The organism is Streptococcus oralis subsp. dentisani (assembly GCF_002860905.1).
Taxonomy (GTDB): Bacteria; Bacillota; Bacilli; order Lactobacillales; family Streptococcaceae; genus Streptococcus; species Streptococcus oralis_BA.
In genome coordinates, this window is the sequence record NZ_PKIG01000004.1 from 133,163 (window position 1) to 153,500 (window position 20,338).

Sequence of the window (20,338 nt, forward strand, 5' to 3'; positions counted from 1 at the left end):
ATAGAGGTAATTTTTGAGATTAATGTCTTTTTCTAATTCCAATGATAGAGTAAGGAAGTTTTTTGTTCAAGTTTGGAAAAAATGTATTAATACACTTGCTTTTTTCCCAATACTATCCCTTATATCTGTTTTATGTATAGCACCTCTCACCTTTTTATTAAGCTTTATTTTTAGTAAAGACACTGCACGTTCTATTCTAGAGATAATCACTTTTTTGTTCCTGATAGGCTTTTCGCTTAAATCATTTTCTAAAAGAAGTAATTTAAAAATAGCTATTTTTACTTGTTGGTGTATTTCTATCTCTACTTTGCTTATATTCTTCCTAATCGGTTTAAAATTAGTTATAATTTTTCAGTTTGCATTAATACTGAGGTATGCACTTAAATATATAAATAGATTCATTAAGTTTAGAGATTTTCTTACTAAAAGTACTGAATCTTTAGCATTTATAAATTTTTTTGATGGAATATTTTGCGGAATATTGATTTACTTTTTACAAAATCTGAATTTAGTTGAATCAACTTTGATTAACGTATCTCAGTATTTCTTAACTAATTATGGTATAAGTGAAAATCGAATAAATAACTGGTTCATCATTGTAATAGTTTTAATAATACCATTTGTATTATCTATTATAAAAACTATAGGATCAATCAAGATATTTAAAAGAGTTAGTAAAATAGATATCCCCAAGGGAAAGACACTATGGAATGTATATGCCACGATGCTTATTAATTCGTTTTTATGGTATTATATCTATATTTATTACTTTTTTTCTAATATTATTGATTTTCATTCTGATTTAATTACAGACATTTTTACATTCAATTCATTTATTGCACTTTATTTAATATGCTGGTGGCCAATTTATAATCTAATTAGACATGGTGCAAAAGATACCAAAGAAGTAATAGCGTCATGGTTAATTGGTTCAATCTGTATATTACTGTTAGCAGTATTTAATCAAGTTGAAAATGAATTAATAAATGCTTTAACCTGGTTTTTGCCAATTTTAATTCCTAGTCTAATTGGAGAAATAAATTCTCAATTTGATACAAGAAAATATAAGAAAAAACCAATAAGAACTGAGAAAATGGATAGACACCTCTATCGAACTCAACTATATGGTTTTCTTACTCTATTAATGTTGAGTATTATTCCAAAGTTAACTGAAATTATTTGGGGTTTCAAGATTAAGACAAAATTAGCCGAATTTATAAATCCCGCAGTTGATTGGATGTCTGAATTATTTGCCTCAACAATAATTATTCTCATTTGTTTTATATTATCATTAGTTATTGGGAAGATTATAATTTGGTTATTACAATATTTCTATTTAAACAACAATAATGGATATTACGTGTATCGTGACAACATGTACAGAATATTATTAAATCGTAAATATAAAAGAAATGTTCATAAAAGGAGAAAAAATAATATCTAAACAACTTTCACCTAAATACACCCCATCCTATTTTTAGGTTGGTCGTTATCAAAAACAACTTCAAGAGAACGTTCTCAAGACTCAAGAAGTTCAAAAGTCTCAATCTTTTTCGTTCGTAATTCCCACCACCAAACGTTGCTGCTAAACTCTACCTTGATCAAGCTTGAGGTACAATCTTCAAAGTAAACGAATCACAAAGAAACTGGGATATTCCACTAAAGCCTGTAGTTGAGTCGAGTCTATTGAAGGATGAATTAGAGGAGAAAATAGATGGCTAAAAAGAAAAATAGAAAAAAAGAATTAAAACGCCAGCAAAAGTTGGATATCAAAGTTATTTCTGAAGAAGAGGCTGCTTGGACAGAAATCATGGCTAAAAATCCAACTTTTGTAGAACGTCGTACTATTCAAAATTTCGATGAACTACATACAGCAGTGATGCAATATGCTGATGAACATGGAGAGTATCCAGATGTTCAGCTAATAAATTACCAACTGAAAAATAGGACTTTTGATTGGAATCAGGATCATGCTTTATTTAGAGAAGCTATGCATACTCCGAATACACAGAAGCGAAATAAACTGTTAAAGCAAGTTTTAAAAATCAATCCAGATTATTTTGCTGCTGATTTTCATTTATTCTTATCAGAAGTTGAAGATTTTGATTTGTCAACTTTTAAAAAAGTATTGGATTTTGAAATTCTAGTTTTAGAAAAATGGAAAGTGAATGGCTACAATAGTTGGAATTATTTTGAAGCCCGCCCTATCCTGTCTGCTCTGATGTTTCTGATTGAGTATTATATGACAGAAAAAATTTATTTTAAGGCTTTGGAATTGGTTAACTTATACTTAAGTAAGCGACCAGAACGGTTTCCTCCTAATTTTGTCTTCTGCATGCTTTCCTTGTATCATATCACCGGTCAGGAACTAAAGGTTGAACGTTTCTATCGTGAAGAATTAAATAAAGGGAAACGGGACGATACCATTCTTATTCATGCCATCATCTCTGCTTTTTCTCAAGGAAAAATTGAGGAAGCCAGTCAGCTATTTGCAAAATTAGTGGAAATCAATGATGAAGCTGTTGAATTCTTTATAGAGGAAGATTGGCAATTCAAAGTTATAGATATAGAAGATCAAGAATGCTATTGTCCAAATTCAGTTGAATCGCTACAAGCTAGTTTGTATCCTCTGTTTGATTATTTACTAGAAAATATTATTCTAACAAAATTTTTAACAAACGAAGCCAGGAAGTTCCGTCGTAAACCAGTCTTTTCGGCTCATTCTAGTATGATAAGAAATTTATCCGAGGTCACTGACTGGCATTCCTTTATGAATGAGGAAAAAATGAAGGGAATTCGGATGGATTTTGTTCACATCTTTGTTGAAAATGGGATTCGTAGGTCTTCAGATTTCAAAAAATGGACAGAAAAAGAAGTTCTCGCTTTGAAGGGAATTGGTCCCGTAACCGTTAAAAAGCTGAAAGAAAACGGCATAAAGTTTAAGAACGAGAAGTAATTGTTTATGGAAGGGGGGAGGTGAAATTGTCTTGAATGAAATTTCTAATTTCATCCTGTATACTACACCAAATGGCGATGTTCAGCTAGATATCCTTTTACAAGATGAAAATCTTTGGTTGACTCAAAAAGGTCTTGCAGAGCTCTTTGGAGTTGAACGAAGTGTCATTACAAAGCACTTAAAAAACATTTATGATAGTGGTGAGTTAGATAAGGTGTTAACTTGTGCAAAATTTGCACAGGTTCAACAAGAGGGAAATAGAACTGTCCGGCGTGAACTTGAATATTACAATCTGGATGCTATCATTTCAGTTGGTTATCGAGTAAATTCCAGTAAGGCTACTCAATTTAGAATTTGGGCAACCAAGACTTTGAAAGAATTTATCATCAAAGGTTTTGTTTTGGATGATGAACGCTTGAAACAAGGACAGACAGTTTTCGGACAAGATTATTTCCGTGAACTTTTAGAACGAATTCGCTCTATTCGTTCTAGCGAGCGCCGAATCTATCAACAAATCACGGATATCTTTGCTGAATGTGCCATAGATTATGATCGAAACTCAGATATTACTAAAAATTTCTATGCTATGGTGCAAAATAAATTTCATTATGCAATTACTGGAAGTACTGCTGCAGAAATTATCTATCAACAAGCCGATGCTAGTAAAGAAAAAATGGGATTAACTTCTTGGAAGAATGCACCTGATGGACGAGTGCTCAAATCAGATGTAACGGTGGCTAAAAACTATTTGCAAGAAAAAGAAATTCGACAACTAGAGCGAACTGTTACAGCCTATTTTGATTATATCGAGGGTTTGGTTGAGCGTCGTAATACTTTTACAATGCGAGGATTGGCAGATAGTATTGATCGCTTTCTATCTTTTAATGAGTACGAAATTTTAGAAGGAAAAGGAAGTATTTCCAAGAAACAAGCAGACTCAAAAGCCATCCAGGAGTATGAAAAATTTAACCGAACTCAAAAAATTCTATCGGACTTTGATAAACATATTCTGAAGATAATGAGAGAAAGTTAATGTAAAATTTTCACCGTTTCTTTGCTTATAGAAGATAATGAGAAAAACAAGATGAGTTGAATCAAAGCCTATCTTCTACATACTAATTTTATTTAAATATATTAACTAGAAAGGACAAACACATGTCTAAAGAACTTTCACCTAAATACAATCCAGCCGAGGTTGAGGCTGGTCGTTACCAAAAATGGCTTGATGCTGATGTTTTCAAGCCTTCAGGCGATCAAAAGGCTAAGCCTTATTCGATCGTCATTCCACCACCAAATGTAACTGGGAAACTTCACCTTGGTCACGCTTGGGATACAACTCTTCAAGATATCATTATCCGTCAGAAACGCATGCAAGGTTTTGACACACTTTGGCTTCCAGGGATGGACCACGCGGGGATTGCGACTCAGGCTAAGGTAGAGGAGCGCTTGCGTGGAGAGGGCATTACGCGTTACGACCTCGGTCGTGAAAAATTCCTCGACAAGGTCTGGGAATGGAAAGACGAATATGCCACTACCATCAAGGAACAATGGGGCAAGATGGGGCTCTCTGTAGACTACTCTCGTGAGCGTTTCACTCTTGACGAAGGTTTGTCAAAAGCGGTTCGTAAGGTCTTTGTGGACCTTTACAAGAAAGGTTGGATTTATCGAGGTGAGTTTATCATCAACTGGGACCCAGCAGCTCGCACAGCCCTTTCTGATATCGAGGTGATCCACAAGGATGTCGAAGGTGCCTTCTACCACATGAACTACATGCTTGAAGACGGATCTCGCGCCCTTGAAGTGGCGACAACTCGTCCTGAGACTATGTTTGGGGACGTTGCCGTTGCGGTCAACCCAGAAGACCCACGCTACAAGGACTTGATTGGTCAAAACGTTATTCTGCCAATCGCTAATAAACTCATCCCAATCGTTGGAGATGAGCACGCAGATCCTGAGTTTGGTACAGGTGTCGTGAAAATCACACCTGCCCACGATCCAAATGATTTCTTAGTTGGTCAACGCCACAACTTGCCACAAGTCAACGTCATGAACGATGATGGAACTATGAATGAGCTTGCCTTCGAATTTGCAGGCATGGATCGTTTTGAAGCCCGTAAGGCAGTCGTTGCTAAGTTGGAAGAAATCGGTGCCCTTGTTAAAATAGAAAAACGTGTCCACAGTGTTGGTCACTCAGAGCGTACAGGTGTTGTGGTTGAACCACGCTTGTCTACTCAGTGGTTCGTGAAGATGGACCAATTGGCTAAGAATGCTATTGCCAACCAAGATACAGAAGACAAGGTAGAATTCTACCCACCTCGTTTCAACGATACCTTCCTCCAATGGATGGAAAATGTCCACGACTGGGTAATCTCACGTCAGCTCTGGTGGGGGCACCAAATCCCTGCTTGGTATAATGCTGAGGGTGAAATGTACGTCGGTGAAGAAGCTCCAGAAGGTGACGGATGGACTCAGGACGAAGACGTCTTGGATACGTGGTTCAGTTCGGCTCTTTGGCCATTCTCAACCATGGGCTGGCCTGATGTTGACTCAGAAGACTTCAAACGTTATTATCCAACATCAACTTTGGTGACTGGTTATGATATTATCCCGTTCTGGGTATCTCGAATGATTTTCCAAGGTTTGGAATTTACTGGCAAGTCGCCATTCAAACATGCCTTAATTCATGGTCTCATTCGTGATGAGCAAGGACGCAAGATGTCGAAATCTCTCGGTAACGGGATTGACCCAATGGATGTTATTGATAAGTACGGAACAGATAGCCTTCGTTGGTTCCTTTCAAACGGTTCTGCACCAGGTCAAGACGTGCGCTTCTCTTACGAGAAAATGGATGCTTCATGGAACTTCATTAACAAGATTTGGAACATTTCTCGCTACATCCTCATGAACAATGAAGGCTTGACTCTTGAGCAAGCAACTGCTAATGTGGAAAAAGTTGCCAACAAGGAAGCTGGAAATGTCACAGATCGCTGGATTCTCCACAACCTCAATGAAACGATCGGCAAAGTCACTGAAAACTTTGACAAGTTTGAATTTGGTGTTGCTGGACACATCCTCTACAACTTCATCTGGGACGAGTTTGCGGACTGGTACGTTGAGTTGACTAAGGAAGTCCTTTATAGCGATAACGAAGAAGAGAAAGTCATCACACGTTCTGTTCTCCTTTACACTTTGGACAAGATCCTTCGTCTCCTTCACCCAATCATGCCGTTCGTGACAGAGGAAATCTTTGGACAAATCTCAGAAGGCTCTATCGTTACAGCAGAATATCCAACTGTCAATCAAGCCTTTGAAGACCTTGCGGCCCACACTGGTGTCGAAAGTCTCAAAGACTTGATCCGTGCCGTTCGGAATGCGCGTGCGGAAGTAAACGTAGCACCAAGCAAGCCTATCTCCATCCTTGTTAAGACAAGCGATAGCGACTTGGAAGCCTTCTTTAACAGCAATGTCAATTACATTAAACGCTTCACAAATCCAGAACACTTGGAAATCGCATCAACCATCCCTGCGCCTGAACTTGCCATGTCAAGCGTCATCACAGGAGCAGAAATCTACCTGCCACTCGCTGACCTCCTCAATGTCGAAGAAGAACTGGCTCGCCTAGACAAGGAACTGGCTAAATGGCAAAAAGAACTGGATATGGTTGGCAAGAAACTCTCTAACGAACGCTTCGTAGCCAACGCCAAACCAGAAGTCGTCCAAAAAGAACGCGACAAACAAGCCGACTACCAAGCTAAATACGACGCGACCGTAGCACGTATTGATGAGATGAAGAAGTTGGTTAAATAGACACAGAAACACGGTGATGAGCCGTGTTTTTTGGTATAATGAAATCAATATCTATTGATGGAGAAAGTGATGTCTAAACACCCTCATTATGAATTGTTAAATTTAATTGGCTATGGTCTTGCTAAGTTTGACAAGCTTTTTATAAAAGAATTTCAATGTTCTAGTAAGTCGGAGTTTTATCGCTATGTGGTTTCTTTGGGAATTGCTGAAACAACTGGAGTTGTAAAGAATAGAATGGATTTATTTGATCCTTATTTTGACAATGATCGAAAAGGTTGGTGGCAGAAAGCTGAAGTTTACCGTTTTCGTAAAGATTTAATTGATATGATGTTTGGAAATGAAGATGTTCATAGTTATGCTGAAATAGTTAAAATGTTACTTGCCAGCGAAGGAAAGAAAACAGGTATTACTACTATTGAAAAGCCAATCATTCGAACTAAATTCAAACGTCTACAGGAAACTGGGATGGAAGCAGAAAATTATTTTATCCTTCATTTTGATAAAGAAGAAAAATTCCAAGGTGGACAGTTAACCGATGCTCGTCTTTATGGTGATGGATATGATTTCCAGGTAGATGTTCAAGAGCATTCCTATCTTGCCGAAGTAAAAGGTATCCGAAAATCTAAGGGGCGTGTGCGTTTAACTGCAAAAGAATTTGAAAAGGCCAAAGAGTTTCAATCGGATTTTATTTTATCCTTGGTTACAAACCTTGATGATAGTCCAAAGTTAGTATTAGTTGATAATCCTTTAAAACATTTTGAGTTTAAAAAGAATATTATCAAAAATGAAATCATTGAATATAGAAGCTTAGAAGATTTGTATTAGTTCCCCTTAACCTTTGACTATTCCGCAAAATTATCGTAAAATAAAGAGTAAATGATAAAATGAGGTCAGAGTCTGTTCGCTCTGACGATAGTAGTATAAATGAGGAGAAACGCTTTGGAATTAGAAGTATTTGCTGGGCAAGAAAAAAGTGAACTATCTATGATTGAGGTAGCGCGTGCTATCTTGGAACTTCGTGGTCGCGATCATGAGATGCATTTTAGCGATCTTGTAAACGAAATTCAAAACTACCTTGGAACATCAAACAGCGATATCCGTGAAGCCTTGCCTTTGTTCTACACAGAGTTGAACTTTGACGGTAGCTTCATCTCACTTGGAGACAACAAATGGGGTCTTCGTTCATGGTATGGTGTAGACGAAATCGACGAAGAAATCATCGCTCTTGAAGAAAATGACGACGATGAAGTAGCACCAAAAGCTAAGAAAAAACGTGTCAATGCCTTCATGGATGGCGATTCAGATGCTATTGACTACAATGCAGATGACCCAGAAGACGAAGATGCATACGAAGCAGATCCAGCTCTTTCATATGATGATGAAAATCCAGATGATGAGAAAAACGAAGTGGAAGCTTACGATGCAGAAATCAACGAAATCGCTCCTGATGACTTGGGTGAAGACGTGGATCTTAACGAAGAAGACGACGAGTTTTCAGATGATGATACTGAAAACATCGAGGAATAAAAATTAGCTATTGACAATTATCCTATTTTTAGGTATCATATTGTTCGGGCACCTCTTTTAGAGGTCGGGGCTCCCTAGTTCTTAGGGAGCTATTTTGTTTTTTCAAGAAGTTATCTTCTTGTATTTTGGTTGTGAATCTGGTGCAGTCGTCCCAGATTATTCTTATTAATAGGGTCTTGTTTTCTATGTCCCCTCGTAGTTAGCAAGACCTTGAGCATTTTAGAAAGAGGAATCTATGTCTACGAAATATATTTTTGTAACTGGTGGTGTGGTATCGTCTATTGGGAAAGGGATTGTTGCAGCGAGTCTGGGCCGTCTCTTGAAAAATCGTGGTCTCAAAGTAACCATTCAAAAGTTTGACCCTTATATCAATATCGATCCGGGAACTATGAGCCCTTACCAGCACGGGGAAGTTTTTGTGACAGATGACGGAGCTGAGACAGATTTAGACTTGGGTCACTATGAACGTTTCATCGATATCAATCTCAACAAATATTCCAACGTGACAACTGGTAAAATTTACAGTGAAGTGCTTCGTAAGGAACGCCGTGGAGAATACCTTGGGGCAACTGTTCAAGTCATTCCTCATATCACAGATGCTTTGAAAGAAAAAATCAAGCGTGCCGCTCTAACGACCGACTCTGATGTCATTATCACAGAGGTAGGTGGAACAGTAGGAGATATCGAGTCTTTGCCATTCCTAGAGGCCCTTCGTCAGATGAAGGCAGATGTGGGTGCGGATAATGTCATGTACATCCATACAACCTTGCTTCCTTACCTCAAGGCTGCTGGTGAAATGAAGACCAAACCAACTCAACACTCTGTAAAAGAATTGCGTGGATTGGGAATCCAGCCAAATATGTTGGTTATTCGTACAGAAGAGCCAGCTGGTCAAGGAATTAAAAACAAACTGGCCCAGTTCTGTGATGTGGCACCAGAAGCCGTTATCGAATCATTGGATGTTGAACACCTTTACCAAATTCCATTGAACTTGCAGGCTCAAGGTATGGATCAAATTGTCTGTGACCATTTGAAATTAGACGCACCAGTAGCTGATATGACAGAGTGGTCAGCTATGGTGGACAAGGTCATGAACCTCAAGAAACAAGTTAAGATTTCCCTTGTCGGTAAGTATGTGGAGTTGCAAGATGCCTACATTTCTGTGGTTGAAGCCTTGAAACACTCTGGTTATGCCAACGACGCAGAAGTGAAAATCAATTGGATCAATGCCAATGATGTGACAGTAGAGAATGTGGAAGAGCTCTTGTCTGATGCAGATGGAATCATCGTACCAGGTGGTTTTGGCCAACGTGGTACTGAAGGGAAAATCCAAGCCATCCGCTATGCGCGTGAAAATGATGTTCCAATGTTGGGTGTCTGCTTGGGAATGCAGTTGACATGTATCGAATTTGCTCGTCACGTTTTAGGACTCGAAGGTGCCAATTCTGCAGAACTTGCACCAGAAACAAAATACCCTATCATTGATATCATGCGTGATCAGATTGATGTTGAGGATATGGGGGGAACCCTTCGCTTGGGACTTTATCCGTCTAAACTAAAACGTGGCTCTAAGGCAGCAGCTGCTTATCACAATCAAGAAGTGGTGCAACGCCGTCACCGTCATCGCTATGAGTTTAACAACGCCTTCCGTGAGCAGTTTGAGGAAGCAGGTTTTGTCTTCTCAGGAGTTTCTCCAGATAATCGTTTAGTAGAAATTGTGGAAATTCCAGAAAATAAATTCTTTGTAGCGTGTCAGTATCACCCTGAACTGTCAAGCCGTCCAAATCGCCCAGAAGAACTCTACACTGCCTTTATTACTGCAGCGGTTGAGAACAGCAATTAGCAAAATCAGAACCTTTGAGAAGAATCTCAGAGGTTTTTTACTTGCATATTTAGGATAAGATTTGCAAAATAAAAACATAGTGATATAATTAACATAAAAAATCCTAAGGAGGAACTACAATGAAAAAAATCACACTATTTAGTTTAGCTTTAACAGGCCTAGCTTTGCTAGTTTCACCTCATTCAGGGCAGGCATTTGAGCTTAAAGAAGAATGGGTTGTTAAGTGTGGAGTACAGTATCAAGATGGCAAGATTCTTCGGTTTAACAATGGTCATGAAGTGGATATCAAAGTCTTGGATTTGCCAAAAACCGAGAAAATCGAGTGGACGGTTAGTCTCGATGGTCAAGATCAGACAGTCAATTTTCTAGGCCAAGAAAAGGACAAGTCTATGATTGGTATAGAAGGGCGTTACCTGAATTTCTATGTTCCATATGGCTATAGAGGAGATATCAAGGTAGAGGCCAAGAGCGGAAACGAAGTGAAGACTTGGTCAACGAAAGTTGTGGATGATATTCATAATGATAGTGGAAAGAGAGGCTACTACCGTATTGAAAAATCAAATGATCAATACACTTACCTCGATGCTAAATGGGATTATCAAACCAAGACTTACACTGCAACCCTACCAGAGACTGTCAATAGTCAAAAAGTCTTTGCTTGGGCAGACTATGATAATGGTGAGTTGAAGCTTGAAAAACTAAAATCTATCAGTCATAAATATGATGGAGGATCTTTCAAAGAACTTTATCCGATTGTAAAAGCAGAAAGCTGGCTAAAATCAAACCAAAACTGGTACTATCAAAAACAAGGTCAATTAGTACAGAATGCTTGGGTTAAGGACAAGGGAACTTGGTACTTTATGAATGATAAAGGGGTCATGTTCAATCAAACTTGGCTTTATCAAGGTAGCAACTGGTATGCCTTTAAATCATCAGGAGCCATGATTGCTAGTGATTGGCTTTACGACCAAGGCAAGTGGTACTATTTATCAACTTCAGGAGCTATGAAAGCAAGCGCTTGGGTTTATGATAAGGGAGAATGGTATTATGTAAGTTCTTCTGGTGCCATGATTGCGAATGATTGGGTCAAAGACAATGGTAAGTGGTATTATCTAGCTTCATCAGGTAAGATGCTTCGCAATACCTATACACCTGATGGTTACTACGTTGGCAACTCAGGCGCTTGGCAATAAGAATAATACTCTTCGAAAATCTCTTCAAACCACGTCAGCTTCATACACAACCTCAAAACAGTGTTTTGAGCAACCTGTGGCTAGTTTCCTAGTTTGCTCTTTGATTTTCATTGAGTATAAGAAGTCCTTTTCCTTAAAGGAAGGGGCTTTTTACTTGCTTTTCTGCTACTTCCTCATTTGTCCTAAAGCCTTTTTTGTGTTAAAATGAATGGTATGAAAGCTAAAAAAATGTGGATGGCAGGCTTGGCTTTGCTTGGTATTGGGAGCCTTGCCCTTGCTACGAAAAAAGTTGCAGATGACCATAAGCTCATGAAGACTCAGGAAGAGTTGACAGCGATTGTGCGAGACCATTTTTCAGACATGGGGGAAATTGCGACCCTCTATGTTCAAGTCTATGAAAGCAGTCTAGAGAGCTTGGTTGGTGGCGTCATTTTTGAGGATGGCCGTCATTATACCTTTGTCTATGAAAATGAAGACCTAGTCTATGAGGAGGAAGTCTTATGATACAGCCAGAAAGTTTAGAAGAATTGGCATCTTTAGTAGAAAAAGATGGCAAGAAGGTTTTCCTTTTTGTAGCAGACTGGTGTGGCGATTGCCGTTATATCTATCCTGCCTTGCCAGAGATTGAGGAGACCAATCCAGAGTTCACCTTTATTCGGGTGGACCGAGACCAGTATATGGATTTGGCTAAACTCTGGGATGTTTACGGAATCCCTAGCCTTGTTGTTCTAGAAAAAGATAAGGAAATTGGTCGTTTTGTTAATCGCGACCGTAAAAGCAAGCAACAAATTAATGACTTTTTAGCAGGACTGAAATAGGAGAAAAGGAAACAATGATTTTTACATATAATAAAGAACATGTCGGTGATGTCCTTATGGTCATCGTGAAAAATAGCGGAGATGCCAAACTGGATGTGGAGCGCAAAGGCAAGGTGGCTCGTGTTTTCCTCAAAGATAATGGGGAAACAGTGGCTTGGAATATTTTTGAAGTTTCAAGTTTCTTTGAAATTGCAGAGCGCGGTCAAGTCTTTTTATCAGATGAGCAAGTCGCTCGTTTGAATCAAGAATTGCAGGCGGAAGGATTTACAGAAGAAATTGTCAATGACAAGGAACCTAAGTTTGTTGTTGGTGAGATTGTCGAGATGGTAGCCCATCCAGATAGTGACCACCTCAACATCTGCCAAGTTGCAGTATCAAGTGACAAGACTGTACAAATCGTTGCAGGGGCTCCTAATGCGCGTCTTGGGTTGAAAACCATTGTAGCTCTTCCTGGAGCTATGATGCCCAAAGGCAACCTCATTTTCCCAGGTGAGCTTCGTGGTGAAAAGAGTTTTGGCATGATGTGTAGTCCTCGTGAATTGCATCTGCCAAATGCTCCGCAAAAACGTGGTGTTATTGAATTATCAGAAGACCAAGTTGTCGGAACTCCATTTGACCCAGCTAAACACTGGACTGCCTAGGAAGTTGTCAGTATCTGAATCACCAGATAGAAGGAAATAAGATGGCAAAAAATGTAGTGATTACAGGAGCGACATCAGGAATTGGTGAAGCGATTGCGCGTGCTTATCTGGAGCAGGGTGAGAATGTCGTTCTAACCGGACGACGGACAGACAGACTAGAAGCCCTTAAGTCGGAGTTTGAAGAGATCTTCCAAAATCAAACAGTTTGGACTTTTCCCCTAGATGTCACGGATATGACCATGGTAAAGACTGTCTGCTCTGATATTATAGAAACGATAGGTCAGATTGATATTCTGGTCAACAACGCCGGTCTGGCCCTAGGTTTAGCACCTTATCAGGACTATGAAGAGCTGGATATGTTAACTATGTTAGATACCAATGTCAAAGGTTTGATGGCAGTTACTCGCTGTTTCTTGCCAGCAATGGTAAAAGCCAATCAAGGACATATCATCAATATGGGCTCAACCGCAGGAATTTATGCCTATGCAGGTGCAGCAGTTTATTCAGCTACCAAGGCAGCGGTTAAGACCTTTTCAGATGGACTGCGAATTGATACCATCGCAACGGATATCAAGGTGACAACCATTCAGCCTGGAATTGTCGAAACAGATTTTTCTACAGTACGTTTTCATGGTGACAAAGAGCGGGCTGCGTTCGTTTACCAAGGAATCGAAGCCTTGCAAGCTCAGGATATTGCAGACACAGTAGTCTATGTGACCAGTCAACCTCGTCGTGTGCAGATTACAGATATGACCATTATGGCCAATCAACAAGCGACAGGTTTCATGGTTCATAAAAAATAAAAAATTTTTTCTCGAAAAGTTACAAATTTCTGTAACTTTTTTTGATTTCCTACGAATAGATAAGTAGGAGGAAAAAATATGTATAATAAAGTTATCATGATTGGGCGTTTGACGTCTACACCGGAATTGCACAAAACCAACAATGACAAGTCAGTAGCGCGAGCGACTATTGCAGTCAACCGTCGTTACAAAGACCAAAACGGGGAACGCGAAGCTGACTTTGTCAATATGGTTTTATGGGGCAGACTAGCAGAAAGCTTGGCCAGCTACGCAACTAAAGGTAGTCTAATTTCAGTGGATGGGGAATTGCGTACCCGTCGTTTTGAGAAAAATGGTCAAATGAACTACGTGACCGAAGTCCTTGTCACAGGATTTCAACTCTTGGAAAGTCGTGCCCAACGTGCTATGCGAGAAAATAACGCAGGGCAGGATTTGGCAGATTTGGTTTTGGAAGAGGAAGAATTGCCATTTTAAACATAAAAAAGTCTGAGTTGTTCTCAGGCTTTTTATCTTGAGAAAGTCAGACTTTTTTCTTGACTATTTCTGACCAAGTGATACAATAGAATTATGAATTAGCACTCGAGTGTAAGGAGTGCTAATGATATCTATCTCATTATGGAGGAAATCAGATGTTGAAACCATTAGGAGACCGTGTGGTCTTGAAAATCGAAGAAAAAGAACAAACTGTTGGAGGATTTGTCCTTGCAGGCTCAGCCCAAGAAAAAACCAAAACAGCTCAAGTTGTAGCTACTGGACAAGGTGTTCGTACCTTGAACGGTGAATTGGTTGCTCCAAGTGTTAAAGCTGGAGACCGTGTCTTAGTTGAAGCTCACGCAGGTCTTGATGTCAAAGATGGCGATGAAAAGTACATCATCGTAGGCGAAGCCAATATCTTGGCAATCATTGAAGAATAGAAGGGGAAAGTAAGTATGTCAAAAGAAATTAAATTTTCATCAGATGCCCGTTCATCTATGGTCCGTGGTGTCGATATCCTTGCAGACACTGTTAAAGTAACCTTGGGACCAAAAGGTCGTAATGTCGTTCTTGAAAAATCATTTGGTTCACCCTTGATTACCAATGACGGTGTGACTATTGCCAAAGAAATTGAATTAGAAGATCATTTTGAAAATATGGGTGCCAAATTGGTATCAGAAGTAGCTTCAAAAACCAATGATATCGCAGGTGACGGAACTACAACTGCAACTGTTTTGACCCAAGCTATCGTCCGTGAAGGAATCAAAAACGTCACTGCAGGTGCCAATCCAATCGGCATTCGTCGTGGGATTGAAACAGCAGTTGCTGCAGCAGTTGAAGCCTTGAAAAACAACGCCATTCCTGTTGCCAATAAAGAAGCTATCGCTCAGGTTGCTGCCGTCTCTTCACGTTCCGAAAAAGTAGGCGAATACATCTCTGAAGCCATGGAAAAGGTTGGTAAAGATGGTGTCATCACTATCGAAGAGTCACGTGGTATGGAAACAGAACTTGAAGTTGTGGAAGGAATGCAGTTTGACCGTGGTTACCTTTCACAGTACATGGTGACAGATAGCGAAAAAATGGTGGCTGACCTTGAAAATCCATACATTTTGATTACTGATAAGAAAATTTCAAATATCCAAGAAATCTTGCCACTCCTAGAAAGCATTCTCCAAAGCAATCGTCCACTCTTGATTATTGCGGATGATGTGGATGGCGAAGCTCTTCCAACCCTTGTATTGAACAAGATTCGTGGAACCTTCAACGTAGTAGCAGTCAAGGCACCTGGCTTTGGTGACCGTCGCAAAGCAATGCTTGAAGATATCGCCATCTTGACAGGTGGAACAGTTATCACAGAAGATCTTGGTCTTGAGTTGAAAGATGCGACAATTGAAGCACTTGGTCAAGCTGCGAGAGTGACTGTTGATAAAGATAGCACTGTTATCGTAGAAGGTGCTGGAAATCCTGAATCGATTTCTCACCGTGTTGCAGTTATCAAGTCTCAAATCGAAACTACAACATCTGAATTTGACCGTGAAAAATTGCAAGAACGCTTGGCAAAATTATCAGGTGGTGTCGCAGTGATTAAGGTCGGTGCTGCAACTGAAACTGAGTTGAAAGAAATGAAACTCCGCATTGAAGATGCCCTTAACGCTACTCGTGCAGCTGTTGAAGAAGGTATCGTTGCAGGTGGTGGAACAGCCCTTGTAAATGTTATCCCAGCCGTGGCTGATTTGGAATTGACAGGAGATGAAGCAACAGGACGCAATATTGTACTCCGTGCCTTGGAAGAACCTGTTCGTCAAATTGCCCACAATGCAGGATTTGAAGGTTCTATCGTTATCGATCGTTTGAAAAATGCTGAAGTTGGTACAGGTTTCAACGCAGCAACTGGCGAGTGGGTCAATATGATTGATCAAGGTATCATTGACCCAGTTAAAGTGAGCCGTTCAGCCCTTCAAAACGCAGCATCTGTAGCCAGCTTGATTTTGACAACAGAAGCGGTCGTAGCCAATAAACCAGAACCAGTAGCCCCAGCTCCAGCAATGGATCCAAGCATGATGGGCGGCATGATGTAAAAACTATTAAAGGAGGGATGCGTATTCCCTCCTTTTATGGTTTTCTATTTTAAATAGATTTGAGCTCTCCTAACTTATATGATAAAATAAGACTAGAAAAAGGAGAAGAACATGATCGATGTAGAAGAAATTCTGAGCAAGATGAACCCCAATCAGAAGATTAATTATGACCGTGTTATGCAGAAAATGGTACAAGTATGGGAGAAAAATGAGCAGCGCCCCACCATTCTCATGCATGTTTGCTGTGCCCCTTGCAGTACCTATACCCTCGAATATCTGACCAAGTATGCAGATGTGACCATCTATTTTGCCAATTCTAATATCCATCCCAAGGCAGAATACCACAAGCGGGCTTACGTCACCCAAAAATTTGTCAGTGATTTCAATGAGCGAACAGGAAATACGGTTCAGTACCTAGAAGCTCCCTACGAACCAAATGAATACCGTAAGTTAGTCAGAGGACTGGAAGAAGAACCGGAAGGTGGTGATCGTTGCAAGGTTTGCTTTGACTACCGCCTGGATAAAACAGCGCAAGTGGCTATGGACTTAGGCTTTGACTACTTCGGTTCGGCTTTGACCATCAGTCCTCATAAGAATTCTCAAACCATCAACAGCATCGGAATCGATGTGCAAAAGATTTATACCACCCACTATCTTCCCAGTGATTTCAAGAAAAATCAGGGCTATAAACGTTCAGTTGAGATGTGTGAGGAGTATGACATCTATCGTCAATGTTATTGTGGATGCGTCTATGCAGCCCAAGCGCAGAATATTGACTTGGTTCAAGTTAAGAAAGACGCCACAGCGTTCTTGCTGGATAAGGATGTTGAAAAAGACTATTCCCACATCAAATTTACTGTTACGAAATTAGATATATAGAGCCCAACCCAGCTGAAAAGCTGGTTTTTTTCAAATAAAAAAACCAGGGCCTTAACCCCAGTTTGACAACTTTACCGATTCTTTAGTTCTACATAGCGCTTGTACCAAATGTTTACATAGGCTTCTGAGAAAGGACCTCGTCCATTGTTAATCCAATCAACAAGAATTTTGACATGTTCTTTTAAAATGTAGTCCAAGTCATCAGAATAATTCATTTTGCGTTTGTGACGCTCATACTCCTCAACGTCCAAGAGACGTTTTTCCCCATCTGTAAAAATTTTAACATCCAAATCGTAATCAATATACTTCAGTGCTTCTTCATCCAGATAGTAGGGGCTAGCCATATTGCAATAGTAGGAAATTCCATTATCACGAATCATGGCAATGATATTAAACCAATATTTCTTGTGAAAGTAAACAATAGCCGGTTCTCGAGTGACCCAACGACGACCATCACTTTCGGTAACAAGTGTATGATCGTTGACACCAATAATGGCGTTTTCTGTTGTTTTTAGTACCATGGTGTCCCGCCAAGTTCGGTGGAGACTCCCATCATGCTTATAACTTTGAATTGTAATAAAGTCGCCTTCTTTTGGAAGCTTCATAACTAACCAACTTTCTACAATTTATAAGTTTATCGTTTACTATTGTACCATAAAAATACCTAAAATCTGTGAATTTTACATGAAAATATTAAAGATATTCTCTGAGAGCGCTCGCTATATCCGAAAAATCGTAGCCTTTTCGTGCTAAAACTTGAGTTAAACGTTGTTTAAGTTCGTATCCTTCATATTTTCGGGTATACTTAGTATATTGCTTATCAAGTTCCTTGAAGATGAGTTCCTGAGTAGTTTCTTGGTCAACTTGACTATCTAATTGGTCAAAGGCATTTTTAGAATCAGAGTAAGAGAAGCCCTTGTTGGTCAAGTTTTGGATAATCTTATCTTGCAAGGCACGAGCTGGAAGTTTTCCTTCATATTTTTTCAATAGTTTATTGGCTACACGTTGAGCAACTTCCGAAAAATCAAATTCTTTCAAGTTCTCTTCTATAGTAGATTTTGAAATCCCTTTTTGAGCTAGTTTCTGAGTCAGTACATAAGGGCCCTTGTCTCCTGAAAGTTGATTGGCATTGATGATAGCATAAGCGTACTGGCTATCATTGATCCACTTATCTTCTTTAAGATTTGCAATGACTTGAGAAAGGATTTTTGCATCAATATCGTATTTTTTTAGATATTCTCTGACCTCTTTTTCAGTGCGTGCTTTAAAGGATAAATGGTAGAGGGCCAGATTCTTACCATAAGAAAATTGGGCAAAGTCCTGAATCTCTTTCAATTCTTCTTGGCTTATCACCTTATCTCTTGATAACATAAAACGAACAATTGTATCTTCAGTAATGTAGCATTTGTCGTCATTATCAAGCTCCATCAGATAGAGTCTTTTTTTCTTTTCAAGTTTTGTGATTTTCATAGTTCTATTATAACTCAAAATGTGATAAGATAGGGGTATGAATCTGAAAGTGAAACAAAAAATACCATTAAAAATCAAGCGCATGGGAATTAATGGCGAGGGAATCGGCTTTTACCAAAAAACGTTAGTTTTTGTACCTGGAGCACTAAAAGGAGAAGATATCTATTGTCAGATTACTTCTATTAAACGCAACTTTGTTGAAGCAAAATTACTAAAGGTCAACAAGAAGTCTAAATTCCGAGTTGTGCCAGCTTGTACTATTTACAATGAGTGCGGAGGTTGCCAAATCATGCACCTGCATTATGATAAACAACTGGAATTCAAGACGGACTTACTTTACCAAGCGCTGAAAAAATTTGCCCCTGCAGGATATGAAAACTATGAAATCCGTCCAACTATTGGAATGCAGGAACCAAAGTACTACCGTGCTAAGTTACAATTTCAGACTCGAAAATTTAAAAATCAGGTCAAGGCAGGTCTGTATGCACAAAACTCTCACTATTTAGTAGAGTTGAAAGACTGCCTGGTACAAGACAAGGAAACCCAAGTGATTGCTAATCGTCTAGCAGAATTACTTACTTATCACCAGATTCCAATCACAGATGAGAGGAAAGTCCTAGGTGTCCGTACTATTATGGTCCGACGAGCAAGGAAGACCGGACAGGTTCAGATTATTATTGTTACAAACCGCCAGCTTAACTTAACCCAACTAGTAAAAGACTTAGTTAAAGATTTCCCAGAAGTTGTGACAGTAGCTGTTAATACAAATACAGCTAAAACCAGTGAGATTTATGGTGAAAAGACAGAGATTATCTGGGGACAAGAGAGTATTCAAGAAGGTGTACTCGATTATGAATTTTCACTATCTCCTCGAGCTTTCTATCAACTAAATCCTGAACAAACAGAAGTTCTTTATAACGAGGCGGTAAAAGCCTTGGATGTTAATAAAGAAGACCATTTGATTGACGCTTATTGTGGAGTGGGAACGATTGGATTTGCCTTTGCAAAGAAAGTAAAGACACTTAGAGGAATGGATATTATCCCAGAAGCTATTGAAGATGCCAAGCGAAATGCGAAAAGAATGGGATTTGACAATACTCATTATGAAGCTGGAACGGCAGAAGAGATTATTCCTCGTTGGTACAAGGAAGGCTACCGAGCAGATGCTCTGATTGTGGACCCACCACGTACAGGTCTGGATGATAAGTTATTAGATACTATTTTTACTTATGTGCCAGAAAAAATGGTTTATATTTCTTGTAATGTTTCGACCTTGGCTCGTGATTTGGTACGCTTAGTAGAAGTCTATGATCTTCATTATATCCAGTCGGTCGATATGTTCCCACATACAGCTCGAACTGAAGCTGTTGTAAAATTAATAAAAAAAGTTTAAAAAAGTAGTTGACAAAAAACAAAAAGTCGGTATAATAGTAAGAGTTGAAAATAACAACTCTGGTCCGTTGGTCAAGGGGTTAAGACACCGCCTTTTCACGGCGGTAACACGGGTTCGAATCCCGTACGGACTATGGAATATTGCGGTTGAAACACTTGATGAAAAAAGTTTTAAAAAAATTTCAAAAAAGTGTTGACAAGCGAAAGCGACTGTGATATACTAATATAGTTGTCACTTGAGAGAAGCGAGTGGCAAAGACCTTTGAAAACTGAACAAGACGAACCAATGTGCAGGGCGCTACAACTAAGGTTGTAGTACTGAACAATGAAAAAAACAATAAATCTGTCAGTGACAGAAATGAGTGAGAACTCAAACTTTTAATGAGAGTTTGATCCTGGCTCAGGACGAACGCTGGCGGCGTGCCTAATACATGCAAGTAGAACGCTGAAGGAGGAG

At 39.3% G+C, this 20,338-nt stretch carries 19 protein-coding genes, 1 tRNA gene and 1 rRNA gene; 19 read left to right on the forward strand and 2 right to left on the reverse strand.

Features of this window, described 5'->3' with window-relative positions; all coding sequences use genetic code 11:
- Positions 1–22 precede the first annotated feature (22 nt).
- From CYK16_RS07545 to CYK16_RS07625, 16 genes are all read left to right on the forward strand, one after another.
- On the forward strand, positions 23–1,444 hold the full coding sequence (locus CYK16_RS07545; RefSeq protein WP_060806134.1) for a hypothetical protein: 1,422 nt from the start codon (positions 23–25) through the stop codon (positions 1,442–1,444).
- 270 nt (positions 1,445–1,714) lie between these two features.
- Positions 1,715–2,956, forward strand: a complete 1,242-nt coding sequence (locus CYK16_RS07550) for a helix-hairpin-helix domain-containing protein (RefSeq protein WP_060806135.1) — start codon at positions 1,715–1,717, stop codon at positions 2,954–2,956.
- 31 nt (positions 2,957–2,987) lie between these two features.
- Positions 2,988–3,989, forward strand: a complete 1,002-nt coding sequence (locus CYK16_RS07555; RefSeq protein ID WP_060806136.1) for a virulence RhuM family protein — start codon at positions 2,988–2,990, stop codon at positions 3,987–3,989.
- 122 nt (positions 3,990–4,111) lie between these two features.
- Positions 4,112–6,763: a valine--tRNA ligase gene (locus tag CYK16_RS07560; RefSeq protein ID WP_060806137.1), complete on the forward strand. Its 2,652-nt coding sequence runs from the start codon at positions 4,112–4,114 to the stop codon at positions 6,761–6,763.
- Between the two features lie 69 nt (positions 6,764–6,832).
- A complete protein-coding gene (locus tag CYK16_RS07565; protein ID WP_060806138.1) occupies positions 6,833–7,588 on the forward strand; it encodes a protein NO VEIN domain-containing protein in 756 nt (251 codons plus the stop codon).
- 114 nt (positions 7,589–7,702) lie between these two features.
- Entirely contained in the window at positions 7,703–8,290 is a 588-nt protein-coding gene (rpoE, locus tag CYK16_RS07570) for a DNA-directed RNA polymerase subunit delta (protein ID WP_000418409.1), read from the forward strand.
- A gap of 235 nt (positions 8,291–8,525) precedes the next feature.
- Positions 8,526–10,133 carry a CTP synthase gene (locus tag CYK16_RS07575; RefSeq protein WP_060806139.1) on the forward strand — a complete coding sequence of 536 codons (1,608 nt, stop codon included), beginning with the start codon at positions 8,526–8,528 and terminating at the stop codon, positions 10,131–10,133.
- A gap of 119 nt (positions 10,134–10,252) precedes the next feature.
- Positions 10,253–11,326, forward strand: coding sequence for an N-acetylmuramoyl-L-alanine amidase family protein (locus CYK16_RS07580; protein WP_060806140.1), 1,074 nt, complete (start codon positions 10,253–10,255; stop codon positions 11,324–11,326).
- 204 nt (positions 11,327–11,530) lie between these two features.
- Positions 11,531–11,830: a DUF4651 domain-containing protein gene (locus CYK16_RS07590; protein ID WP_001815024.1), complete on the forward strand. Its 300-nt coding sequence runs from the start codon at positions 11,531–11,533 to the stop codon at positions 11,828–11,830.
- A complete protein-coding gene (locus tag CYK16_RS07595; RefSeq protein WP_060806141.1) occupies positions 11,827–12,144 on the forward strand; it encodes a thioredoxin family protein in 318 nt (105 codons plus the stop codon). Before CYK16_RS07590 ends, CYK16_RS07595 begins: the two co-directional genes overlap by 4 nt.
- Before the next feature lie 14 nt (positions 12,145–12,158).
- Positions 12,159–12,785, forward strand: coding sequence for a YtpR family tRNA-binding protein (gene ytpR / locus CYK16_RS07600; RefSeq protein WP_060806142.1), 627 nt, complete (start codon positions 12,159–12,161; stop codon positions 12,783–12,785).
- Between the two features lie 41 nt (positions 12,786–12,826).
- On the forward strand, positions 12,827–13,588 hold the full coding sequence (locus CYK16_RS07605; protein ID WP_101776853.1) for an SDR family NAD(P)-dependent oxidoreductase: 762 nt from the start codon (positions 12,827–12,829) through the stop codon (positions 13,586–13,588).
- A gap of 78 nt (positions 13,589–13,666) precedes the next feature.
- Positions 13,667–14,062, forward strand: coding sequence for a single-stranded DNA-binding protein (locus CYK16_RS07610; RefSeq protein WP_000282465.1), 396 nt, complete (start codon positions 13,667–13,669; stop codon positions 14,060–14,062).
- A gap of 155 nt (positions 14,063–14,217) precedes the next feature.
- Positions 14,218–14,502: a co-chaperone GroES gene (gene groES, locus CYK16_RS07615; protein WP_060806144.1), complete on the forward strand. Its 285-nt coding sequence runs from the start codon at positions 14,218–14,220 to the stop codon at positions 14,500–14,502.
- Positions 14,503–14,517: 15 nt separating this feature from the next.
- Positions 14,518–16,140 carry a chaperonin GroEL gene (groL, locus tag CYK16_RS07620; protein ID WP_060806145.1) on the forward strand — a complete coding sequence of 541 codons (1,623 nt, stop codon included), beginning with the start codon at positions 14,518–14,520 and terminating at the stop codon, positions 16,138–16,140.
- A gap of 111 nt (positions 16,141–16,251) precedes the next feature.
- A complete protein-coding gene (locus tag CYK16_RS07625) occupies positions 16,252–17,019 on the forward strand; it encodes an epoxyqueuosine reductase QueH (protein ID WP_060627100.1) in 768 nt (255 codons plus the stop codon).
- A gap of 71 nt (positions 17,020–17,090) precedes the next feature.
- Here the strand turns inward: CYK16_RS07625 and ntdP are convergent, their stop codons facing one another.
- Both ntdP and recX read right to left on the reverse strand, forming a co-directional pair.
- Positions 17,091–17,624 carry a nucleoside tri-diphosphate phosphatase gene (gene ntdP / locus CYK16_RS07630; RefSeq protein ID WP_000775316.1) on the reverse strand — a complete coding sequence of 178 codons (534 nt, stop codon included), beginning with the start codon at positions 17,622–17,624 and terminating at the stop codon, positions 17,091–17,093.
- Positions 17,625–17,712: 88 nt separating this feature from the next.
- A complete protein-coding gene (gene recX / locus CYK16_RS07635; protein WP_060806146.1) occupies positions 17,713–18,489 on the reverse strand; it encodes a recombination regulator RecX in 777 nt (258 codons plus the stop codon).
- Positions 18,490–18,526: 37 nt separating this feature from the next.
- Between recX and rlmD the strand changes: the two genes are divergently transcribed.
- From rlmD to CYK16_RS07655, 3 genes are all read left to right on the forward strand, one after another.
- Positions 18,527–19,882, forward strand: a complete 1,356-nt coding sequence (rlmD, locus tag CYK16_RS07640; protein ID WP_060806147.1) for a 23S rRNA (uracil(1939)-C(5))-methyltransferase RlmD — start codon at positions 18,527–18,529, stop codon at positions 19,880–19,882.
- 61 nt (positions 19,883–19,943) lie between these two features.
- A tRNA-Glu gene (locus CYK16_RS07645) sits at positions 19,944–20,015 on the forward strand.
- Between the two features lie 243 nt (positions 20,016–20,258).
- Positions 20,259–20,338, forward strand: a 16S ribosomal RNA gene (locus CYK16_RS07655); the annotation flags it as partial.